Genomic DNA, 21,200 nt, shown 5'->3' with positions numbered 1-21,200 from the left:
CTGCCGGTTGGCATGGTTAGGAAGAACTGTCTGAGGATTCACGCTCACGATCCATGGCTTCCAGATCATCATCTTCATCCTGCCCGGGAATCACATAACAGTAGGGAGCAGCAGCATGTTTCTGACGCACCTCTGCCGCCTTCTGTTCATATTTCCTGGAATGCAGGAAATTGAAACCAACAACGGCTCCCACTGCGGCCAGCACCAGAGGACGCAGCGGCAGTGCACTCCAGAGTCGCAGTGAAAGGGGAATTTGCGGGTTCACCGGCAATCCGTAGGCTGATGGTGCTTCATCAAGGACCATCAGCACCCGCTGGCCGCTGAACTCTGTGGTTCCATATATATTTGCACTGACATAACCCTGATTTTTCAGATCTTCCACCCGTTGGCTGGCATGGGCAATCATGGTATCCCGCGATCCAAACTGCACTGCTTTTGTGGGGCAGACAGTACTGCATAGAGGTTCCAACCCCTGGTCAATGCGAGCATCGCAGAGACTGCACTTATTAACAGCCCCGGCTGGCCGATCGTAGCTGATGGCATTATAAGGGCAGTTTTTAGCGCAGTAGTTGCAGCTGATGCACAGTCTTTCATCGATGACCACCAATCCGTCTTCATTCTTATGACAGGCTCTGGTGGGACAGGCCATCACACAGGAAGCCTCAGTGCAATGGAGGCAGGCATTTTTCTTATATATCTTTCTCATGCTGCCGGCAGCACTGCCGCTGTAGTATTCTCCTGTATTCAGTTCGCTGATTTTGGTGCGAAAAATCAGTGGGGTGACATCATATATACTTGCATCGCTGTCATAGACATTCTTACAGACAGCTGTACAGGCTTCACACCCGATACAGAGGGAGTGATCCACCAACATGGTCATTTCGTTTTGATTACTCATTGATATCCTCCTCTCTCAGGGTTAGGCCCGATACACTTTCACGGGAAAATCAAGCATACAGGCACCAGCACCTGGATCATGCAGTGCTTTCATTTCTTCGTGGGTCATGGATGGGATCAAATCACCGTCATTGGCACCAATACCTGCTGCCCGGCTAAGTCCCTGGCTCCAGTGACCAAACCCGTGGAAAACACAGACGCAGTCATGACGAATGCCTGCTGTCAGTTTCGCTTTCAGTTTGATTTTGGCAACCCGGGATTCCACAAACACTTCGTCACCTTCACGAATACCCATTTCAGCTGCCCGGCGGTCATTGAGAATGGCATGGTTTTCGCCATACAATGCCATGATGAGCCGGTTGTTTTGTGATTCTGTCATTTTATGCATGGGCGGTCGGTTGATGAGGTAATGGAAGGGATAATCTGCTGTTGGCTCTTCCCTCCGGGGGCGCCAGTGGGGTAGTGGATCAAAGCCGTTTTCCTCCATCACCGTTGAATACAGTTCGATTTTTCCGCTGGGTGTGTTGAAACTGGTTTTGCCTTCAAACGGTTTTTCGTCACCCCAAAGCCCTGTGGGATGAGCTTTCATCTCGTCCCATGTGGTTCCGGCTGCTTCCAGAATGGCGTTGTTCCATTTGCCGCCAGAAGCCTCTTCAAAATAATGTCCCAGATTCATGGCCTTGGCCAGCTCAACGATAATGGCACTGAACCCTTTGGTATCATACTGGGGTTCAATGACCGGGGTGCGGACCGCCAGCTGGGGATACCGGGAAAAGAAGTCCCGTTCGGACACGCCGGAGGTCTCCAGCCAATAGGGCTCAGGGAACACCACATCGGCCATCATGGCCATCTCTGAGGGGTAGATTTCACAGACAGCAATAAAGTCCAATTTTTTCAGTGCTTCTTCCATCCGCTTGGCTTCGGGAAAAGCCAGCAGATTGTATTTTCGCACCAGTGCCGCTTTGGTGGGATAAGGTTTTTCGTTCAGAATGCCATCCGCCACAGTTGCAAAGTCACCATTGGTGAAGCGGCTCATGATTTCCCGCTGCTCCCAGGCGTCGATGCGCTCTTTGCGCCGCTCCGGGAAATCCGGCCGGGGGAAAACCTCGTCAAAACTGGGTGTGGGGAAGCTGCGTTTCAACAACAGCCCGCCTTCCCGGTCAATGGTACCCACCAGGGCATTGAGAATAACAATGGCCTGGGCCAAACGGGTGCTGTTGGCATAATTGGGGCCGGCAGCATCCCTTTTGTGGGTAAAGATATGGGCTGGCCTGGTGGTGGCAAAGTCCCTGGCAATGCGACGAATGTCTTCGGCGGGGACTTCGGTAATCTCAGCGGCCCACTCTGGCGTGTATTCTCGGGCAAAGTCAGTCAGGTAATCAAAGCCAAAGGTCATTTCTTCCACATACGCCGCATCGTACAGGCTTTCGTTAACAATCACGTGAATCATGGCCAGGGCAAAGGCCAGATCTGTTCCCGGTTTAATCTGAATCCATTCGTGGGCCTTTCGGGCTGTCACAGACATATATGGGTCGAGGATTACCATTTTGGCATTATTGGCCAACGCCCTGGTAATGCCACGAATGTGCATGTTCTTGGATTTCCCCAGGCCGTCGAAGCCAAAGCCCATAATGTATTTGCAGTTTTCAAGATCGTAAATATAAGGACGTCCGCCACCCGTGACCTGGGCAAACCAGCTGGCCACTTGAGAAGTGAAACAGGTGCTCTGATGGGCCACATGATTGGGGGTGCCGATGGCATTGCGCAGCCGGTTGGCAAAGTCCTGTCCCCGCATGAAGAAAATGATGGACTCCGGCCCATGTTCATCGATGGCCTTTTGAAAGTTCTCCGCTGTCAGTTGAAAAGCTTCCTCCCAGCTGATTTGAATGAACCCCGGGTCCACTCCTTCTCCTTTTTGAGGATTGGTGCGCTTCATAGGGTATTTCAGCCGGTCAGGGTCATACAGGGTTTTGATCGATGAGTAGGCTTTGACACACAATCGCCCCTCGGCTGCCTGATCATCAGGGTTTCCCTCCAAGTGTACCACGCGGCCATCCACCACGTGGGCGCGGATGCCACAGCCACCGCCACAGACACTGCAAAAAGTATTCACCACCTTGGATTGGGGTTCAATCACACTCTGCTGCTCCCCATGAACGAAGCGGGGAATTCCCAGTCCCAAACCGGCGGCCAAACTTCCGCCGGCGGCGGTTTTCAGAAACGCGCGCCGGTCCATCTCAAACGTAGATTTCTTCGTGGATTGCATGGTTCAGTTCCTCCTATTCCATATTCATCAGCTGCATCAGCAGCTGTTCTTCCTCTTTCAAAAAATGTAATGTGCTTTCAGCCACCAACCGATAGATCTCTGCCTTGGGATGTGTGCAAAGCTTCTGCAATGCCCCCGGCAGCCATATCAGCACATGTTTTTGCAAAAAATCAAGCTGAGCTTCGCAGCTTTCACCCTGTTCAATGAGATGCGCCATAAACGACAGTTCAACCGAGGCATGGTCCTCAGGGTGAAGTTCATTTGGTTCAAGCTTCATACCATGAGTCTTATACCGCTTTGACACCTGCTGCCAGGCTTTCTGCCTTAGCAGTGGTTCATTGCTTTGGTGAACGGATGCATACATTTTCACACCTTCAGGAAGCAGAAAAAGATGGGCGTATTCCACCCGCAGCTTTTCTTCAGCGTCCTTGTCAGATAACGCTTTTTCGATTTCATTTTTAAGCAGCTGATGAGCTTGTCGACATGCAGGTGTCATGGCTTTAAAAGTGTTTTGCAACACAGGCCAATCTTTAGCTAACAGCTGGTCATAAAAAAATCGAGCATGCAATACATATTGCACAACCCGATCCTGATGATTCACATTCATCTCCATCACCTTCCCTTCACTGACCGCTGCAGCAAAAGATTTGTTAAACACTTAACCTTCTCCGATGCAACTTCCAGAAATTCAAATTAACTCTTTCATTGTATCATAAAGAGATAAGAATTGAATTATTTTTTGAAGGTTCATTTAGTGTTCTTCGCTTTCTTATGTTCTTTCTATATACTCCTATGTGATTCTATTATTGCCCTTTCTTTCTCCGCCGAAACTGTACCAGCATAACCAGCAGAATACCAACTTCGTAAAGCACCCACAGCGGTGCTGCAATCATCAGCTGTGAAACCACATCTGGCGGTGTGATAATGGCAGCTCCTATGAGAATCACCAGCATCACATATTTTCGAATGCGTCTCAATAGCGGAGCTGTCACCACATTGATCAGCCCCAGAAAAAGAAAAAGCAGCGGCAGTTGGAATACCAGGCCGAAAGTGAGCAGAAACTGGGTAATGAATGAGGTGTATTGGGTAATGGTAAACAGTGGAATCAGGTCATCCGAGGCAAATTTCAGAAAAAAAGCAATGGCAAAGGGAAACGCAACTCGATAAGCAAAAAGAATACCTGCGATAAACATGAGAATCATGGCAAAAACCACCGGCACCAGCAGCTTTTTTTCGTTTTTATAGAGCGCAGGCATGATGAAAGCCAGCAGCTGGTACACGAATACAGGCATGGCCACCATAATCCCCGCCAGTATAGCCAATCGTATGTTCACCATCAGCGCTTCAGGCGGTGTGATGTATATGAGCTCTATTGGCCCGGCAGGCTTGACCAGCAAAACGCGAATCTCGTCCACGTAGAAAAACCCAGCCGTCGCTGTGATTGCCAGGGCTAACAGACAGATGATCAGGCGCTTTCTCAATTCTTCCAGGTGTCTGATGATGCTCATGGTTCGGCTCTCGTCTGTCACGCTTGTCACCTATCCTTTAATGATTCTTTCGTTTTATTTGTTCTTCCGCTTCATCTTTTGTGGCTTCATCCTTAAATTCTTTCAGGCTCTCTTTGGCTGACTTGCCAATCATTCCAAATCGCTTTGGTCCAAAGACCAGCAACACAACCCCTGCAATGAGGAGTACTTCCAACCATCCAAAACGCATGACGTCACCCGCTTTCCCAGAATCGATTATTTAGTCTTTGGTTCATCACCATCATCATCCAAGGTGACACTGTCTTTCACTTCTTTTGATGCCTGTTTAAACTCTCGAATCCCTTTCCCCAGTGACTTCCCTATTTCAGGAAGCTTTGTCGGGCCAAAGATCAGCAGTGCCAGTCCAAAAACTACCAGCAGTTCCTGAAAACCAATTCGTCCCATGCGATAACCTCCTTTCGTTTTTTCCAACCCTTTTCTAACTGCGCAAATGGTTCACTATCTCAGGCAAGGTATTTTCGACAACGATTATTCGATTCAAGATTTTCCGAACTACATTATTGTCTTAATTGTAGCGTCTTTGAGCGACAATCCAGGATGCCTGTGGATTGCCCAGACTGTCGCTATGTTGGCCGTCATGAGATCGACTGTTGCCGACGCTCTCCTTCAAGTATTTTTTTCAGAAAGTGACCGGTATACGAATGATCTTTTGCAGCCACAGCCTCCGGTGTTCCTGTGGCAATCACGGTACCACCTTCATTGCCTCCCTCCGGCCCCATATCGATGAGATAATCTGCCGTTTTGATCACCTCGAGGTTATGCTCAATCACCACAACGGTGTTTCCTGCTTCAACAAGTCGTTGCAAAACCTGTATCAGCTTTTCGATATCGGCAATGTGGAGGCCTGTGGTGGGCTCATCCAAAATATAGAGAGTCTGTCCCGTGCCCTTCTTGCTCAGTTCTGTCGCCAATTTGATGCGCTGTGCTTCCCCGCCGGAAAGTTGGGTGGAGGGTTGTCCCAGTTTCAGATAACCCAATCCGACATCCATCATGGTTTGTAACTTTCTGCGAATGGCGGGCAGGCTTTCAAAAAAGGACAAGGCTTCTTCCACGTTCATTTCCAATACATCAGCAATGGTTTTTCCTTTATACTTGACCTCCAGGGTTTCCCGGTTGTACCGTTTCCCTTTACACACCTCGCAGGGAATGTAAACATCGGGCAGAAAGTGCATTTCGATTTTGATGATCCCGTCACCCTTGCAGGCTTCACAACGCCCGCCCTTAACATTGAAGCTGAACCGTCCCTTTTGATAGCCCCGCATTTTAGCTGTGGTTGTCTGGGCGTACAGGTCACGGATAGGGTCAAATAACCCGGTGTAAGTGGCGGGATTGGATCGGGGGGTGCGCCCAATGGGATCCTGGCTGATTTTAATGACTTTATCCAATTGCTCAAGGCCTTCAATGGCATCATGGGCGCCGGGTTTTTCCCGGGTTCGGTAAAACTCCTGGGCCGCCCGTTTATATAATATTTCGTTGATCAGTGTACTTTTTCCCGATCCGGAAACACCCGTGATGCAGGTAAAAGTTCCCAGGGGAAACTCCACATCAATGTTCTTTAGATTATTTTCTCGGGCGCCCCGCACTCGCACCCAGTGACCATTGGGCGGTCGCCGGTTGTCTGGTACTTGAATAAACCGGTCTCCCCGAAGAAACTGGCCTGTGATGGAAGCAGGTGTGTTCAGGATATCCTGCAGCGTTCCCTGGGCCACCACTTCTCCGCCATGAATCCCTGCACCAGGACCGATGTCGATGATATGGTCTGCATGGAACATGGTGTCTTCATCGTGTTCCACCACAATCACCGTATTGCCGATATCTGTGAGATGCCGCAGGGTTTTCAATAGGCGCTCATTATCCCGCTGGTGCAGTCCGATGCTGGGTTCATCGAGAATATACAACACGCCCACAAGACTGGAGCCAATCTGTGTGGCCAGTCGAATCCGCTGGGATTCTCCTCCTGAAAGAGTGCCTGCATTGCGTGCCAAGGTCAGATAACCCAGTCCTACATCCAACAGAAAATGCAGCCGTTCTCTGATTTCTTTCAAAATCTGGCGGGCGATCATTGTCTGGCGGGCATCCAGCCGTATTTCTTCAAAAAAGGCGACTGCCTCACGTATTGACATGATGGTCATTTCATGAATGTTTTTATCTGCCACCGTCACCGCCAGAGAAATAGCTTTCAGTCGCGTTCCATTGCAGGCGGGGCAGGGACTCTCACTCATAAAGGATTCAATTTTGTCCCGCATGTAATCAGAGCTGGTTTCCTCGTACCTTCTTGTCAGGTTGGGGATCACACCTTCAAAAGTGGAAGAATAGGTGCGCTCACCACCGAAGCGGGATTCAAAACGAAAGGATACTTTTACGCTGCCCGAACCATATAAAAGGGTCTGAAGAAAACCGTCCGGCAGTTCTTTGATGGGGATGTCCAGACTCACTTTGTATTGTGCTGCCAGCTGTTCCAGCATACGAAAATAATAGGTGTCTTCCGACTGGCCGTTGGTTCCCGTCCAGGGAGCCACACCGCCTTCCCGTATACTCAGTTCCCGATTGGGCAGCACCAGTTCCGGGTCCACTTCTTTCATATGCCCAATCCCTTTACAAACTTCACAGGCACCAAAGGGGCTGTTGAAGGAGAACATGCGGGGAGCCAGCTCGTCCATGCCGATTTGATGCTCCGGGCAGGCAAGCTGAGTCGAATACATGATTTCCTGATCACCTGGAATATCCATCAGCACCAACCCCTCAGTAAACCGAAGAGCTGTTTCAATGGAATCTGAAAGACGCTGTTCTATGCCTTCTTTCACCACAATACGGTCAACCACAATTTCAATGTGATGCTTCTTGTTTTTTTCCAGCTTAATCTCTTCATACACTTCCCGAACTTCACCATTAATACGTACTCGAACAAAGCCTTCTTTCTGAATTTGTTCCAGTAACTTCTGATGCTCTCCTTTTTTGCCCCGCACCACTGGTGCCATGACCTGCAAACGCGTTCCCATTTCCATTTGCATGATCCGATCAACAATCTGTTCCACCGTCATTTGCCGAATCTCCTGATGGCAAACCGGACAATGGGGAATGCCTGCCCGTGCGAAAAGAAGCCTCAGATAATCATAAATCTCTGTCACTGTTCCCACCGTAGACCTGGGGTTTTTGCTGGTGGTTTTTTGGTCAATGGATATGGCAGGACTCAGCCCCTGTATGTCATCCACATCCGGCTTTTCCATTTGGCCTAAAAATTGGCGGGCATAGGCAGATAAACTTTCAATATAGCGACGCTGTCCTTCTGCATAGATGGTATCGAAGGCCAACGATGTTTTGCCTGAGCCGGAGAGTCCGGTGAGGACCACCAGCTGATCCCGGGGAATGGTCAGGTCAATGTTTTTAAGGTTATGCTCCCGGGCGCCTTTAATGGTAATTTCGTTCCGTGCCACAATCACACCTCTTTTTTTGTCTTTGTTTTGTCAACAGTGATATATGTGTCGGGCTGCATGCTGCGAATAAGTGCAATCTCGTCCCGCAATGCTGCCGCTTTTTCAAATTCAAGGTTTCGCGCAGCTTCCTGCATCTGTTTTTCAAGACTTCGAATCAGCTTTGCCGCTGTTTTGCCTGATGGCAGCGAAGCCTGTGCTGCCTCACTGTCTGTCTGATAGCCAGCTTCTCCCTCAGCCACTTTTGTGGCTTCAATGACATCCCGCACTTTTTTCATAATGCTGCGGGGAATAATCCCATGGGCCTCATTGTGTGCCACCTGAATCTGGCGCCGCCGGTCTGTCTCGTCCATGGCTCGACGCATGGAGGGGGTGATTTTATCGGCGTACATGATCACGCGGCCTTCCACATTCCTGGCGGCCCGGCCAATGGTTTGAATCAACGAGATCTCTGACCGGAGAAACCCTTCCTTGTCGGCGTCCAGAATGGCTACCAATGACACTTCCGGCAAGTCCAGGCCTTCCCGCAGCAAATTGATACCCACCAGCACATCAAAAACACCCAACCGCAGATCGCGGATGATTTCCAGTCTTTCCAGTGTTTCCACATCAGAGTGAAGGTAACGTACTTTCACCCCTGCTTCAGACAGATATCGGGTAAGGTCTTCGGCCATTTTTTTGGTCAGTGTGGTAATCAGCGTTCGCTGTTGTCCTTCAACGCGCAATCGAATTTCTCCCAGCAAATCGTCAATCTGTCCTTTTACCGGTCGAATCTCAATCATGGGATCCACCAAGCCGGTGGGGCGCAGGATCTGCTCAGAAATTCGCTGGCTGTGCTCCATTTCATAGGGACCTGGTGTTGCACTTACGTAAACCGCCTGACTGATGAGAGTTTCAAACTCCTGAAAATTTAGCGGGCGATTGTCAAGAGCCGAAGGCAGTCTGAAACCATATTCCACCAGTGATTCCTTTCGTGACCGGTCACCACCAAACATTCCCCTGATTTGTGGAATCGTGACATGGGATTCATCAATCATTAGCAGAAAATCTTTTGGGAAATAATCAATCAGGGTGAATGGCCGGCTCCCCGCCGGTCGCCCGGCCAGGTGGCGCGAATAGTTTTCGATGCCGGAGCAAAAACCCATCTCACGCAGCATTTCAATATCATATCTGGTGCGTTGTTCAATGCGCTGGGCTTCCACCAGACGGTCCCTGTCCCTGAACCACTTGATTTGCTCTTCCAGCTCCTCTTCAATGCACGTTACTGCCCGTTCCACTTTTTCCTGCTGTGTTGCATAGTGGGAAGCCGGAAAAATCGCCACATGCTGCCGGCTGCCGATGATTTCACCTGTAATGGTGTTAATTTCAAGGATACGTTCAATTTCGTCACCAAAAAACTCGATGCGCTGTGCATTTTCTGCTGAAGAGGCAGGAAAAATTTCCAGCACATCTCCTCTTACCCGAAAGGTTCCCCGGGTAAAACTGATGTCGTTGCGCTGGTACTGAATATCAATGAGTTTGCGAATGATTTCATCCCGATTGCGTTCCATTCCCACGCGCAAAGAAACCATCAGTTCCTGGTAGTCTTCAGGGTCGCCCAGTCCATAAATACAGGAAACACTGGCTACAATCAGCACATCGCGCCGTTCAAACAAAGCGGCTGTCGCCGAATGCCGCAATTTATCAATTTCGTCGTTAATGGAAGAGTCTTTTTCAATGTAAAGGTCCCGGTGAGCCACGTAAGCCTCCGGTTGATAGTAGTCGTAATAACTGACAAAGTACTCCACTGCATTGTCTGGAAAAAATTCCCTGAACTCGCTGCACAATTGGGCGGCCAGGGTTTTATTATGGGCAATGACCAGTGTGGGCCGCTGTACCTGCTCCACCACTTTGGCCATGGTGTAAGTCTTTCCGGAACCGGTGACCCCCAGCAGTGTCTGATGTCTTAATTTTTCATTGATACCCCGGCTAATGCTTTTAATGGCCTGGGGCTGATCACCCATAGGCCGATAATCCGCCACTACTTTAAACGGGTTCATCTGTCTCATGATGCCATCATTCTCCCATTTGTTATTAATCTTGAGATCGTTCGGATAATGTTAGGAGATCTACAGCCTTTAAGACCCCTGCAATAGTTCAATGGCTTTCTGCAGCTGTAAATCATTTTCTTCAGTCACTTCGTGCATTTCATCCAGCAACTCTTCAGGGATTTCCACCACCACATCAGGCTCAATTCCCGTGTCGTGAATATACCTGCCATTGGGTGTGAAATACTGAGAAACAGTGTACTTGAAGCCTGTTCCATCGGGCAGCTGCTGTAATTCCTGTACAAGTCCCTTTCCAAAACTGGTGGTACCCACCAGCACGCCTCGTTGATGATCCTGTATGGCACCGGCCAGAATCTCTGAAGCACTGGCACTGCCTTCATTTATGAGGACAACCAGCTCCATCTCATACATTTTTTTGTCGGACATTTCTTCTCTTCGGTTGCCATGCCGGTCTTCTGTATAAACGATCAACCCTTCTCCCAGCAACAGGTCTGCTATCCGGTTGGCCTGATTCAGTAAGCCGCCCGGATTATTTCTCAAATCGAGGATCAATTGAGTCACACCGCTTCGTTCCAGGGTATCCATATGAGTCTGGAAATCTCTTGCTGTCTGTTCGTCAAAAGAACTGATGCGCAGATACCCAATGTCATTTTCCATGATTTCTGATCTGACGGATTGAATGCGGATGGTCTCCCGCATAATGATCACTTCTATGCTCTCCCGCTGATTTCGTTTCATTAGTTCCAGGACCACTTCTGTATTCGGCTCGCCTCGCATAAGGGAGACAGCATCATCCAGCCGGTTGCCGCTCACTGACTCGTCATCCACCCGCAAAATCCGGTCACCAGTTGCCAAACCGGCCCGTTCTCCCGGAGTTCCTTCAATGGGTGAAATCACGCTTACAAAACCATCTTCGTCAGCTGTGACAATGATACCAATGCCGCCATAGGTGCCTCTGGTGCTCATCATCAAATCCGAATAATCCCGGGCATCAAGGTAGGTGGTATATGGGTCGTCCACCGATTCAAACATCCCTCGAATGGCACCATCCAGCAGGGTTTCTTCATCAAGCTCCTGGTAATACTCCTGCAGCAAAAATTCTTTTAATGATGTCAGCTTGTAAAGTCCCCCGGTATCTTCCTGCATCTGCTGGTACATCTGCCTGCTGATAATCACGTGGTCACCCACCTGCAATGCGCGGATATTGCTGACCACCAGCGTGGTAAAAGCCGTGAGCAGCACGAGCAATACTGCTCCTATAAATGCACTTCTTTTACGAATCATTGGACACGCTCCTTGCTGTCAGTAAATAGTCATCAGTTCCCTTACCATTGTACCTCAAAACGAAAAGCAACACCACCCGAACAGTGAAATGACTTCAAATAAAAACTGATCTCAAAAGCAAGAAACCCGATCATCTGTTTTCGATCGGGTTTCTGATGTTCATCCTGATTCAGTTCAGGATTTAACGTCCTATCCAGGGGTTTGGGTCCACATATTTTCCATTTTCGCGCACTTCGAAATGCAGGTGCGGCCCGGTGGACATCCCGGTGCTGCCAGCCTTGGCAATCACTGATCCCTGCGTCACTTCTTGCCCTTCAGAAACCAGCAGCTGGCTGTTATGGGCATACAGGGACATGATCCCGCCACCATGATCAAGTATGACAGTGCGTCCGTACCCTCCCTGTGTTCCTGCAAAAGCAACCCTGCCGGAACCGGCAGCAATGATGTTGGTACCCGTTGGTGCAGGAATATCAATGCCCGAATGGAATCGATTGGTTTTCAGAATGGGATGCAGTCGGTTGCCGTATTCGGAAGAAACCCGTGAATGTCCTGGCACCGGCCATTTCATCACACCGCCGATGTAATCGCCTTCTGACTGCAGTTTTAACAGCACCTGCTCCAAATCTTTCGCTTCTTTTTCCAGCTGATCAAGCTGCCTGGCAAGCGCAACTTTGTCTTCTTCCAGTTCCTGCTTCAACCGCTCCTGTTCTCCCCGGGACACCAGCAATACCGACCGCTGGTTTTCCATTGCCAGCTGCAGTTCGCTAAGGTGGCGCCGCCCCGCTTCCAGCTCAGCTTTCCTGTCTTCCACAATCATCCGCTGTTCATCCAGAAACTGAAGGAGCTCCACATCATAATTGACAATGGTTTGCACCATGTCAAGATTACTCATAAGTTCGGTAAAATCACGGGAATTAAAAAGCACTTCCGCATAGGCTACATTTCCGCTCCGATACATGGCATCCAGTCTTCGAGCCAAAAGATCTTTCTTTTCATCAATCTGCATGGCTGCCAGCACCAGTTCATCTTCCGAGTGGGCAATACGGGTTTCGGTTTCACTAATTTGGTTCTGAAGACTGCTGATTTCACTCTGTGTGTCTGCAATGGCAGTCCCAATTTTATTCAGCTCCGCACTCACATCCCGCTGTTGACTCTCGTTTTGCTTTAACTCGCTTGAGAGACCCTGCTGCTGCTGTTGCAATCGCTCCAACTGGCGATTGACCTGGTTGATCTCATCATTCCCAAAAGTGGCTGTTGTTGATAACAACAACCCTGCCATAAGCATGAAAGTAATGGTTTTGATTATTTTTTGATGCTGCATCTTCATTCCTCCCCTATCGCAGGATCATCCATCTTTTAGACTTCCAGGAACCTTCGCAGTGAGATGATACTTCCAAGAGCGCCTACACCGGCACCCAGCACTGCGAACATCACCATGGTGCGCCGCATCATTTCTTCCACTGTCAACAGATACGCACTGAAAATGACAAAGAAGCGGGTGGCAATCATGTCAAAAATCGACTGATATCCCATGTAAACCAGTCCCAGGGCAATGGCTGCCCCAATGAATCCCAGCAATGTGCCTTCGATGAGAAAGGGCCATCTGACGAACCAATTGGTGGCTCCCACATATTTCATGATGTTAATTTCCCTTTTTCGTGCATTGATGGTGAGTTTGATGGTGTTGGAAATAATAAAAGTGGTAATCATAATGAGAATGACAATCACCGCCAAGCCGACAGATCGAATCAGCCCGGCCATACGAATCAGATTGTCAATAATGTCCCTGTAATACTTAATCTCATCAACTCCCGACAGCGTGTTCAGTTCACTGACAACCCTGTCAGATACGTTGATGTGGCTCACATGCACAATATATGAGTTGGGAAGCGGATTTTCTTCCAGTGTATCCAGCAAATATCCCTGGGTTCCCCATCGGTCTTTCATTTTTGCCAATGCTGATTCTTTGGATTCATAGAGTACATAGGAAACACCGGCAATTGCCGTCATCTCCTGACCGAGGCTTTCAATGGCATCAGGAGTCAGGTCATTCTCCAAATATACCTGAACACTGTCAAACTGTGTTTGTGCCAATCCTGCCAGATGGCTCATGTTCAGCACTAACACCATCATCAGTCCAAGAATGGTCAGAGAGGCTGCCACCGAACTGATGGAGGCGACACTCATTCCACGATTGCGCCAGATTCCCTTAAAGCTCTGTTGAAGAATATACTGAAAGCTTCTAAGTTTCATACCCGTAGATCCCCCTTTGTGCATCCCGCACAATGCGGCCTTTTTCAAGGGCTACTACGCGCTGCTGCATCACGTCAACGATGTCTTTGGCATGCGTGGCCATTAAAATGGTGGTTCCCCGACGGCTGATATGCCGCAGCACCTTCATGACTTCCCAAGCTGTCTCGGGGTCCAGGTTTCCTGTGGGTTCATCGGCAATGAGTATAATGGGCCGATTCACAATGGCGCGGGCAATGGACACTCGCTGTTTTTCGCCTCCAGACAACTGATGCGGATACTGCTTCGCCCGATCACTAAGTCCAACCATTCCCAGTACCATAGGAACCTGACGACGAATATCTTTTGGTGATGCACCCACTACCTGCATGGCAAATGCCACATTTTCATAGAGTGTTTTCTCTTCCAATAACCGAAAATCCTGAAAAACCACACTGATTTTTCTTCGGAGATAAGGTACCTTTCGTCTTGAAAACCGGGTGATGTCTTCATTATCCACCAGAATGCTGCCATCTGACGGTTCTTCTTCTTTTAGTAACAACTTTATAAAAGTTGATTTGCCGGCACCGCTGGGGCCGACCAGGAAAACAAACTCACCTTTATTGATCTTTAGGTTAATGCCATTTAAAGCCTGCACACCATTATCATAGGTTTTATGAATATTACGGAATTCGATCAAATGATTTCCACTCCCAGGGTCAATGCCTTGAAATATCAGGATTCTTCTCTTATTATAACGTCAACCTCTACTAATTGCAACGAAATCTGTTAAAATGAAATAAAGAAGACTGAAAGGAGCATGTTTATGAAAGAGCTCATGCGTCAGCAGATTCTGAATAAAAGGAACCAGCTATCTGCTGAGCAGGTCATGTCAAAATCAACATTGATCATCAACCGTCTCATGAAACAACCTGAACTGCATCAATCCAGCAACATCATGGTATACCTGGATTTTCGCAATGAAGTCAAGACAGATGACTTGATTCAGCGTCTGCTGGAACAGGAGAAACAGATCTTTATTCCAGTCACCAATCCCGCCACCCATACCCTCATGGTTTCACAGTTGGAGGATCCTGCAACAGATCTTGAGAAGGGTCATTTTGGGCTTCTGGAACCAAAATCAGAAGCCTTGCGGCCAGTTGCCCCAACGCTCATTGATCTGGCGATTGTTCCAGGACTGGTTTTTGATTATGAAGGCTATCGCATCGGATTTGGCGCCGGTTACTACGACCGTTTTCTCCCGTCCCTTCGTCCCGGTGTGCCGCTGATTTCTTTGCTTTATGAACTGCAGCTGGTCGACCAGGTTCCCCGGGAACCACATGATGTGCCCGTCCATTTTCTCATCACTGAGAACCGAACCATTACCTGCAAACTCACATAACAAAACTCCGTGGTTTAAACGGAGTTTGACACTGCATGGGAAAGGTGACCGAAGCACAGGATCTGGGAAGGACAGTCATTAGATTCACACAAAACTGATATCATCTGCCCTGCCTTGACCCTGTGTCTTCTACTTCACCACCGGCGACTTCACTTCTCATTTATGATGATGTTTTTACTTCACCTGTCTCTTTCTGTTCCGGCTTACCGCCAGCCGCCTCTTCTTTTGCTTTATCATACATGCTTTTTAATCGTTTGACCACACGGCTGTTAATGGTATTTGGAGGATACTCACCAGTTTCATCCGCTCTCCCTGCAGGAATACCCGTCAGAATCTCGATTCCCTCCTCCACATGACCGATGGCATATATGTGGAAAGTTCCTTTGCGAACAGCATCAATGACGTCGTCCTTCAAAAGGAGATTTTTCACATTCTGCCGGGGAATGATGACACCCTGTTCTCCAGTGAAGCCCATGATTTTGCAGACATCAAAAAACCCTTCAATTTTTTCGTTAACACCACCGATAGGCTGAATTTCTCCTTTTTGGTTTACTGAACCTGTAACAGCAATGCTCTGCTTGATGGGCACACTGGCTATACTTGAGAGGATACCATAGAGTTCAGTGCTGGAAGCACTGTCACCATCGATCATGGAGTAATTCTGTTCAAAACTGATACTGGCAGTCAGGGCAATGGGCTGCTCCTGTGCGTACTGGGCACCCAGGTATCCACTGAGCACATAGACTCCTTTTGAATGAATGGGTCCGCTCTTCGCCACTTCCCGTTCAATATTGATAATACCGGATTTTCCCCGATAAGTGGAGACTGTGATGCGGGTTGGCTTGCCAAAAGAATGTTCCCCTGTTCCCATCACCACCAGGCCGTTGATTTGTCCCACTGTTTCACCGGTGACATCCATAAGCAATGTACCGTCTTCGAAAAGCTCATTGAGTTTTTCTTCATATTTGCTGTTTCGGTCAATCTTCTCCGAAATAGCTTTCTCCACGTGCTCCAGGTTAACCAATGGCGAGTTTTCCATTTGTGCCCAGGCATCTGATTCATAAAGAATTTCCACCACTTGACTAAACCTGGTGGTGAGTTTCTTCTGATGGTCTGCAAGCCTGGAACTGTACTGAATCACCCGGCAAACAGCTTCTCTGTCAAAAGGTTTCAACCCCACATCTTTGCAGTGAGTGGCAATGAATTTTGCCATTTTTAAAGTGTTTTCATCGGTACGTTCCATTTCCGTGTCAAAATCTGCCATTATTTTAAACAGTTTTTTAAAATCTTCGTCAAGGGCATAGAGCAGGCTGTAGGTGTAGGCATCACCTATTAACACCACTTTCAGATCCAGCGGAATGGGTTCTGGTTTCAGCGTTGAGGTCACTGCAAGACCCATTTGCTGCGACAGATTTTCTATGTTGATTTCACCTGTTTTTAATGCCCTTTTCAATGCGTCCCAGGCATATGGCTGCATCAATATTTCCCGGGTGTGCAACAGCAGAAACCCGCCATTGGCCATGTGGAGGGCGCCGGGCTTAATCTGTGAGAAATCTGTTTTCAATACTCCCATTTCATTTTTATATTCAATGGCTCCGATAAGGTTGTAGAGGGTGGGGTTGGTTTCATTGATGATGGGAGCATTTTCTGCTTCACTGTTGTTCACAAAAAGGTTGATCTTGTATCGCATTTGAAAGTTATCTTCACTGGATCGCCGAAGAAAAAGAGCTGCTGTTTTTTCCTGCCCGTCTTCAGTTTTCCGAAAACGCTGTATATTCTCTACAATGTCTTTTTCAAGATCGTTGATGTATTCCCGAATTTCTTCCCGGTGATTATATCGACTGAGGAGTTTTTTGATATAGTAGTTGATGACATCATAACCCGTTTTTTCATCCAGCTTCTTCACATTCTGTCGCAGCAACTCTTCCAATTCTCTGATTTCGTTGAACATTTCAAAGGTCTGCAAACTTAACTCATTGGATTTTTCCCGCAGTTCCTCAATGGCTTCCACGGAAAGATGTTCATATTCTTCCTGTGTCATTGGCCGCTCTTCCACCAGTGGTATTGTCATTAACCCATGTTCTGTCTCCTTAAAAACGAAACCATATTGCTGCGCCTTATCGTTTAACGCTCTAACCATTTCCTGATTTTTTTGCTGATATTCTTTGATGAGTTCATTTTTTTTAGTTTCATATTCGTTGCTTCGAAAGGCGGTCATGATTTCTTTTCGAATCTGCTCGATCATGCTTTCAATGTCTTTTTTAAATTGCTTTCCAACACCTGCTTCCATCCCCAGGGCTTTGGGTTTGTCTGGATTTTTAAAATTATAGACATAAACCCAGTCCAGGGGCGGCGGCATTTTTTCGGCGAATTCCCGAACAATGGATTGGCTGTAGCTGCTGCGCCCGGTACCACTGATACCTGAAATATAGATATTGTATCCCTTTTTGTTCATGCGAAGACCAAAACTCAGTGCTTTGGCTGCCCGATCCTGACCAATGATCCCTTTTAGTGGTTCCAGTTCTTCAGTGGTGTGAAAATGAAAACTATCTGTTGCACAGAAATGATTAAGCTGTTGCCAGTCCAGTCGGTATTGTTCCATGATGTGTACCCCCTTCGCTGTTTCTACTGACAATCATCGTTGACAGCATTTAGTCTTTATATACCTACTTATCTGCATTTCATTCAAAAACGGTTCTATCTGCATTAAAAAAGCAGCACACATGGCTGCTTTTTTAACGCTAAAAAATGACTGTTTCATTTTCTGGATACCACTGATATTCGATCCCAAGAGCGGCGGCGAATCTGGAAATGGGAACAAAGCTGCGGTCATTGGTAATTTCTGCCGCGACGCCCATATCGACAGCTTCATCCTCCACCCATAACTGGCGGCTGCCGATGGTCATCAGAAGGGCCTGACCCTCTGTACCGCGAATCATTACTGTTTCACTCAAACCATCCCATTCCACATTTTCTCTGGGTATACCCAGCGCTCTTGAAATGTGTGCCACCGGAACCATTAATCGCCCGTTCTTGATGTAAGGTGCGGTATCCAGCGAGATCTGTTCGCTTCCCGCCATGTAATAACGCTGCCCAACCCGAAAAGATACTTGCTGGTCGTTCACTGGAATGGGTGCCGGCGTGTTGACAGTTTCCTGTACTTTTTCCTGCACTGCAACGCCTGGTATCGCAGTATTATCTGCTAAATTGATAAGTTGGTAGCTAAGCCGGCCACCACTCTGGTAAAGTGCCACGCCTTGTTGTCCGTTTCTGGCTACACCAATATAACGAACACCGTCACGCAGTTCCACCTCTGCACTGCTATTGCCATGGAATACAAAAACCTGTTTGCCCTGGTCTGCCAGTTTTTTAAACTGCTCTCCCAGCAGGTCAGCTTCCAGTTCATCACCGAACCCCTGGGGACCCCAAATGGGCTTCGGCAAGAACACCAGAATTTGTTCCGGCAAATTCCCCTTCAGGGTATTCATCAACCAGGGCCATTGCTGATAATTGGTTTTTCGCAGGCCATCCTGACTGTTATCCAGATAAATGACCATTTGCTGACCCGTCTGGTTGGCTGTGTGTCCGCCATTACCTCCAATAATACGATTGCCCGCCTGGCTCCGAAGTTCGCTGGTGACGTTCCCGGTCACATAGACAGACTGGTACCCATTTTGCAGTTGACGCAACAGTTGCTGTGAAACAGTGTTATCATCTCCGCCGCCATGCACCAGCCACTGGCCCTCTGCCTGTGCTGGAACTTTTCGCACTGGATCTGCCACCTGTCCACCTGCCTCCTCTGGAGTCAGTACCGGCAGTGTGAGTGGCGCCAAAAATTCGATACCGTCAAAGAGCAGGGTGCCCCGGGTTTTAAAGAAGGGGTCGGTTTCCACCACATAGATCCGCTCCAGCACCGCCGGAAAAGTCACTCCCTGAGGCAGGTTGCCTTCCAGTGTGTTCCAACCCATCCAGTCAATTCCCTGTTTAAAGTCAACAGTGTGGGTTTGCCCTGCAGCATCACGCACCTGTCCACGTATCCAGTGAGGCGCTGTTTCAGTGGCATTGACCCGCAGAGAAATGCGGCTGGTTTGCGCCGGAATCGAAATGCTCTGCCCAAAAACCACATAAGCTGCAGTGGTTTCAATGGCACCTGTAAGATCAAAATCAAGACGCAGGGCATTGGGGTTCACCGCACCGCCGCTCACCGTTGAAACGGAGCCTTTGACAGCAGCAGGATACCCCAGGAAAGCAGGCTGATACGTTTCCAGGGAAGCCGCCGCCTGACGTTGCATGCCAATGGACAAGGGAACTGCTGCCTGGTATCCATTGTAGCTTGCCCGTAATACAGTGGTCCCTTCCCGTTGTCCCGCCTGATAAACACCATTCGAAAGCGTGCCCAATCCCTGTTGATCAGTGATCTGCACACGACTCATGGACAGAGGTGCACGGAAACCATTGGGATCAATTCCTTCCACTGTCACCAACATGGAAGCTCCCGGATTTAATGTGTAACGGGGTACATGAATTTGCAGCCCTGCCACTTCCGACAGTGCCTGGATTGTTTGACTCACACTCTTTCCCTGAAAAGATGCTTCCAGAATCAAAGTGCCCGCAGCCTCTGCAATCAGCTGCTGATTTTCAACCCGTCCTTTGCCTTCCACCACTCGATAGGTGACCGCACCACTCTCAAGGGGATATGCCTGATAGTACGTGTCGTATCCCGACACTTGCAGGTTCATGGGCTGATTGACAAAGACGCTCTCCTGTCCGGCAGTGAACATCAGACCTGCCAATTCACCTTGGGGTGCTGTGGTATTTACTGCAAGTCCATTGATGATGCGTCGCTGATTACCGTCAGAAGGAGCATTGACAACCTTCACCGCCGATTCTCCCAGTTGACGAACTGCCATGGTGGTGGATCCCCCCCCATCCATGAGGATTGCCTGATCACTTCCCAGTTCAATCATCAATGCTGCCAGTTTCTGGCCATCAACACCGGTGTATGATCGATGGCGTCCATCAATGGTTACCATAATCAGTTCATTGCCAGCCCGGTTGATTCCCACTGCCGTTCGGGGATGATTTCCCGCAACCGGCTCTGAGAAGGCAACCGTCTGTCCGTTCCTGACCAGCACAGTACCGCCACCCACTGCCAGCTGGATATTCTGGAGATTCGGGGTTGTCTGATCATAAAAAGTGATCCGTTCTCCCTGGCGAATTCCCTGAAGCAACTGTTGTCCATTTTGTCCGGAGGCCAGCAGCACATAACCATTCTCAGGTATCGTTACCGACGGCAGCCCTCGACGAATTTCCGTTACCACGCCATCCGCAACCACCACTTCCACCAGATCCCGATACTCATCGCCCGCCCCCGGGGATTTTTCGCCCCAATTGCGATCCATCATGGTGATCATATGATAGTTCCAGGTGATTTTGTTGTATGCACTGATACTGAAAATTCCTCCGGCTTCAGTGGATACGTAGAGGTGATTATGCCAGTCGGTAAGGAAGGCCTGGCCTTCATTTGTGACAGCAAGGGTACTGTAGGGTTTCTCAAGTACAGGACTGCTGACAATACTGCCATCCCGCACCATGATTCCCATGGGTGAATCCGGGTTTGTCAGATAGAAAAAATCAGCATTTATCCCCGCCACCGGATTATCTGCCCGTTGAAGCATATTTGTTAGTGTTTCCCGCTGGCTGACACCACCGGCACTTTGAAGCAGGTCCAGTTTGGTGTATTGATCATTCAGATTCACCCGGATCACATTCACATGCTGCCACCCTTGCTCACCAAAACGCAGTATACGCTGGTAACTGGCTCCGCCTGCAATGTTTTCAGTGGTCTTCTCTTCAAAAATCCACGTCTGAGCTGCCACCGGTTCCACCAGTGCACCAATGGAAACCAGAGTGGCAAGCGCTACTCCAATCCATTTTTTCTTAAAGGAATAGTTGTTAATCATTAACGAATCCCTCCCATGAGCCTATGAATCTTTTTTCGATGTTAATTGAACTGATTGAATCATCTCATCCATCATAGACGAAAACAAGCACCGATTGGTTACAGATCCATGACATTTTCTGTATCATCAGCGA

15 protein-coding genes are annotated in these 21,200 nt (G+C 48.6%); 1 reads left to right on the top strand and 14 read right to left on the bottom strand.

Annotated elements, in window-relative coordinates; translation table 11 throughout:
• Positions 1–16: 16 nt before the first annotated feature.
• The 12 genes from AAIG11_RS01595 to ftsE all read right to left on the bottom strand — a co-directional run bounded on the left by AAIG11_RS01595 (position 17) and on the right by ftsE (position 14,402).
• A complete protein-coding gene (locus AAIG11_RS01595; RefSeq protein WP_343184530.1) occupies positions 17–898 on the bottom strand; it encodes a 4Fe-4S dicluster domain-containing protein in 882 nt (293 codons plus the stop codon).
• A 21-nt stretch (positions 899–919) separates the two neighbouring features.
• Entirely contained in the window at positions 920–3,163 is a 2,244-nt protein-coding gene (locus AAIG11_RS01590) for a molybdopterin-containing oxidoreductase family protein (protein WP_343184529.1), read from the bottom strand.
• A 13-nt stretch (positions 3,164–3,176) separates the two neighbouring features.
• Entirely contained in the window at positions 3,177–3,821 is a 645-nt protein-coding gene (locus tag AAIG11_RS01585; RefSeq protein WP_343184528.1) for a TorD/DmsD family molecular chaperone, read from the bottom strand.
• A 145-nt stretch (positions 3,822–3,966) separates the two neighbouring features.
• Positions 3,967–4,671, bottom strand: coding sequence for a twin-arginine translocase subunit TatC (gene tatC, locus AAIG11_RS01580; protein WP_343184527.1), 705 nt, complete (start codon positions 4,669–4,671; stop codon positions 3,967–3,969).
• Between the two features lie 37 nt (positions 4,672–4,708).
• On the bottom strand, positions 4,709–4,879 hold the full coding sequence (locus AAIG11_RS01575) for a twin-arginine translocase TatA/TatE family subunit (RefSeq protein WP_343184526.1): 171 nt from the start codon (positions 4,877–4,879) through the stop codon (positions 4,709–4,711).
• A gap of 26 nt (positions 4,880–4,905) precedes the next feature.
• Positions 4,906–5,094, bottom strand: coding sequence for a Sec-independent protein translocase subunit TatA/TatB (locus tag AAIG11_RS01570; protein WP_283408194.1), 189 nt, complete (start codon positions 5,092–5,094; stop codon positions 4,906–4,908).
• A 191-nt stretch (positions 5,095–5,285) separates the two neighbouring features.
• Entirely contained in the window at positions 5,286–8,144 is a 2,859-nt protein-coding gene (uvrA, locus tag AAIG11_RS01565) for an excinuclease ABC subunit UvrA (RefSeq protein WP_343184525.1), read from the bottom strand.
• 2 nt (positions 8,145–8,146) lie between these two features.
• The gene (uvrB, locus tag AAIG11_RS01560) at positions 8,147–10,180 is read right to left on the bottom strand and encodes an excinuclease ABC subunit UvrB (RefSeq protein WP_343184524.1); all 2,034 of its coding nucleotides are present in this window, start codon (positions 10,178–10,180) and stop codon (positions 8,147–8,149) included.
• A 78-nt stretch (positions 10,181–10,258) separates the two neighbouring features.
• On the bottom strand, positions 10,259–11,473 hold the full coding sequence (locus AAIG11_RS01555) for a S41 family peptidase (RefSeq protein ID WP_343184523.1): 1,215 nt from the start codon (positions 11,471–11,473) through the stop codon (positions 10,259–10,261).
• Between the two features lie 181 nt (positions 11,474–11,654).
• Positions 11,655–12,794, bottom strand: a complete 1,140-nt coding sequence (locus AAIG11_RS01550; protein WP_343184522.1) for a murein hydrolase activator EnvC family protein — start codon at positions 12,792–12,794, stop codon at positions 11,655–11,657.
• A gap of 35 nt (positions 12,795–12,829) precedes the next feature.
• Positions 12,830–13,726 carry a permease-like cell division protein FtsX gene (ftsX, locus tag AAIG11_RS01545; RefSeq protein WP_343184521.1) on the bottom strand — a complete coding sequence of 299 codons (897 nt, stop codon included), beginning with the start codon at positions 13,724–13,726 and terminating at the stop codon, positions 12,830–12,832.
• Positions 13,716–14,402 carry a cell division ATP-binding protein FtsE gene (gene ftsE / locus AAIG11_RS01540; RefSeq protein ID WP_343184520.1) on the bottom strand — a complete coding sequence of 229 codons (687 nt, stop codon included), beginning with the start codon at positions 14,400–14,402 and terminating at the stop codon, positions 13,716–13,718. Before ftsE ends, ftsX begins: the two co-directional genes overlap by 11 nt.
• A gap of 126 nt (positions 14,403–14,528) precedes the next feature.
• On the opposite strand from ftsE, the gene AAIG11_RS01535 reads away from it, so the two are divergent.
• A complete protein-coding gene (locus AAIG11_RS01535) occupies positions 14,529–15,104 on the top strand; it encodes a 5-formyltetrahydrofolate cyclo-ligase (RefSeq protein WP_343184519.1) in 576 nt (191 codons plus the stop codon).
• Positions 15,105–15,264: 160 nt separating this feature from the next.
• Here AAIG11_RS01535 and AAIG11_RS01530 read toward each other — a convergent pair whose 3' ends face one another.
• Both AAIG11_RS01530 and AAIG11_RS01525 read right to left on the bottom strand, forming a co-directional pair.
• Positions 15,265–17,706, bottom strand: a complete 2,442-nt coding sequence (locus AAIG11_RS01530; RefSeq protein ID WP_343184518.1) for a Lon protease family protein — start codon at positions 17,704–17,706, stop codon at positions 15,265–15,267.
• A 139-nt stretch (positions 17,707–17,845) separates the two neighbouring features.
• A complete protein-coding gene (locus AAIG11_RS01525; protein WP_343184517.1) occupies positions 17,846–21,067 on the bottom strand; it encodes a phosphodiester glycosidase family protein in 3,222 nt (1,073 codons plus the stop codon).
• Positions 21,068–21,200: the final 133 nt, after the last annotated feature.

Origin of the sequence: Anoxynatronum sibiricum, assembly GCF_039414295.1 — a bacterium.
Taxonomy (GTDB): Bacteria; Bacillota; Clostridia; order Peptostreptococcales; family Tindalliaceae; genus Anoxynatronum; species Anoxynatronum sibiricum.
This window is presented reverse-complemented; position numbering and strand designations above follow the sequence as displayed.

Bases quoted from the DNA above. Each gene is read 5' to 3' on its own strand.
- AAIG11_RS01525 (WP_343184517.1), bottom strand. From the start codon at position 21,067: ATGATTAACAACTATTCCTTTAAGAAAAAATGGATTGGAGTAGCGCTT.
- ftsX (WP_343184521.1), bottom strand. From the start codon at position 13,726: ATGAAACTTAGAAGCTTTCAGTATATTCTTCAACAGAGCTTTAAGGGA.
- AAIG11_RS01550 (WP_343184522.1), bottom strand. From the start codon at position 12,794: ATGCAGCATCAAAAAATAATCAAAACCATTACTTTCATGCTTATGGCA.
- AAIG11_RS01530 (WP_343184518.1), bottom strand. From the start codon at position 17,706: ATGGAACAATACCGACTGGACTGGCAACAGCTTAATCATTTCTGTGCA.
- AAIG11_RS01575 (WP_343184526.1), bottom strand. From the start codon at position 4,879: ATGCGTTTTGGATGGTTGGAAGTACTCCTCATTGCAGGGGTTGTGTTG.
- uvrB (WP_343184524.1), bottom strand. From the start codon at position 10,180: ATGAACCCGTTTAAAGTAGTGGCGGATTATCGGCCTATGGGTGATCAG.
- AAIG11_RS01555 (WP_343184523.1), bottom strand. From the start codon at position 11,473: ATGATTCGTAAAAGAAGTGCATTTATAGGAGCAGTATTGCTCGTGCTG.
- AAIG11_RS01535 (WP_343184519.1), top strand. From the start codon at position 14,529: ATGAAAGAGCTCATGCGTCAGCAGATTCTGAATAAAAGGAACCAGCTA.
- tatC (WP_343184527.1), bottom strand. From the start codon at position 4,671: ATGAGCATCATCAGACACCTGGAAGAATTGAGAAAGCGCCTGATCATC.
- AAIG11_RS01570 (WP_283408194.1), bottom strand. From the start codon at position 5,094: ATGGGACGAATTGGTTTTCAGGAACTGCTGGTAGTTTTTGGACTGGCA.
- AAIG11_RS01595 (WP_343184530.1), bottom strand. From the start codon at position 898: ATGAGTAATCAAAACGAAATGACCATGTTGGTGGATCACTCCCTCTGT.
- AAIG11_RS01590 (WP_343184529.1), bottom strand. From the start codon at position 3,163: ATGCAATCCACGAAGAAATCTACGTTTGAGATGGACCGGCGCGCGTTT.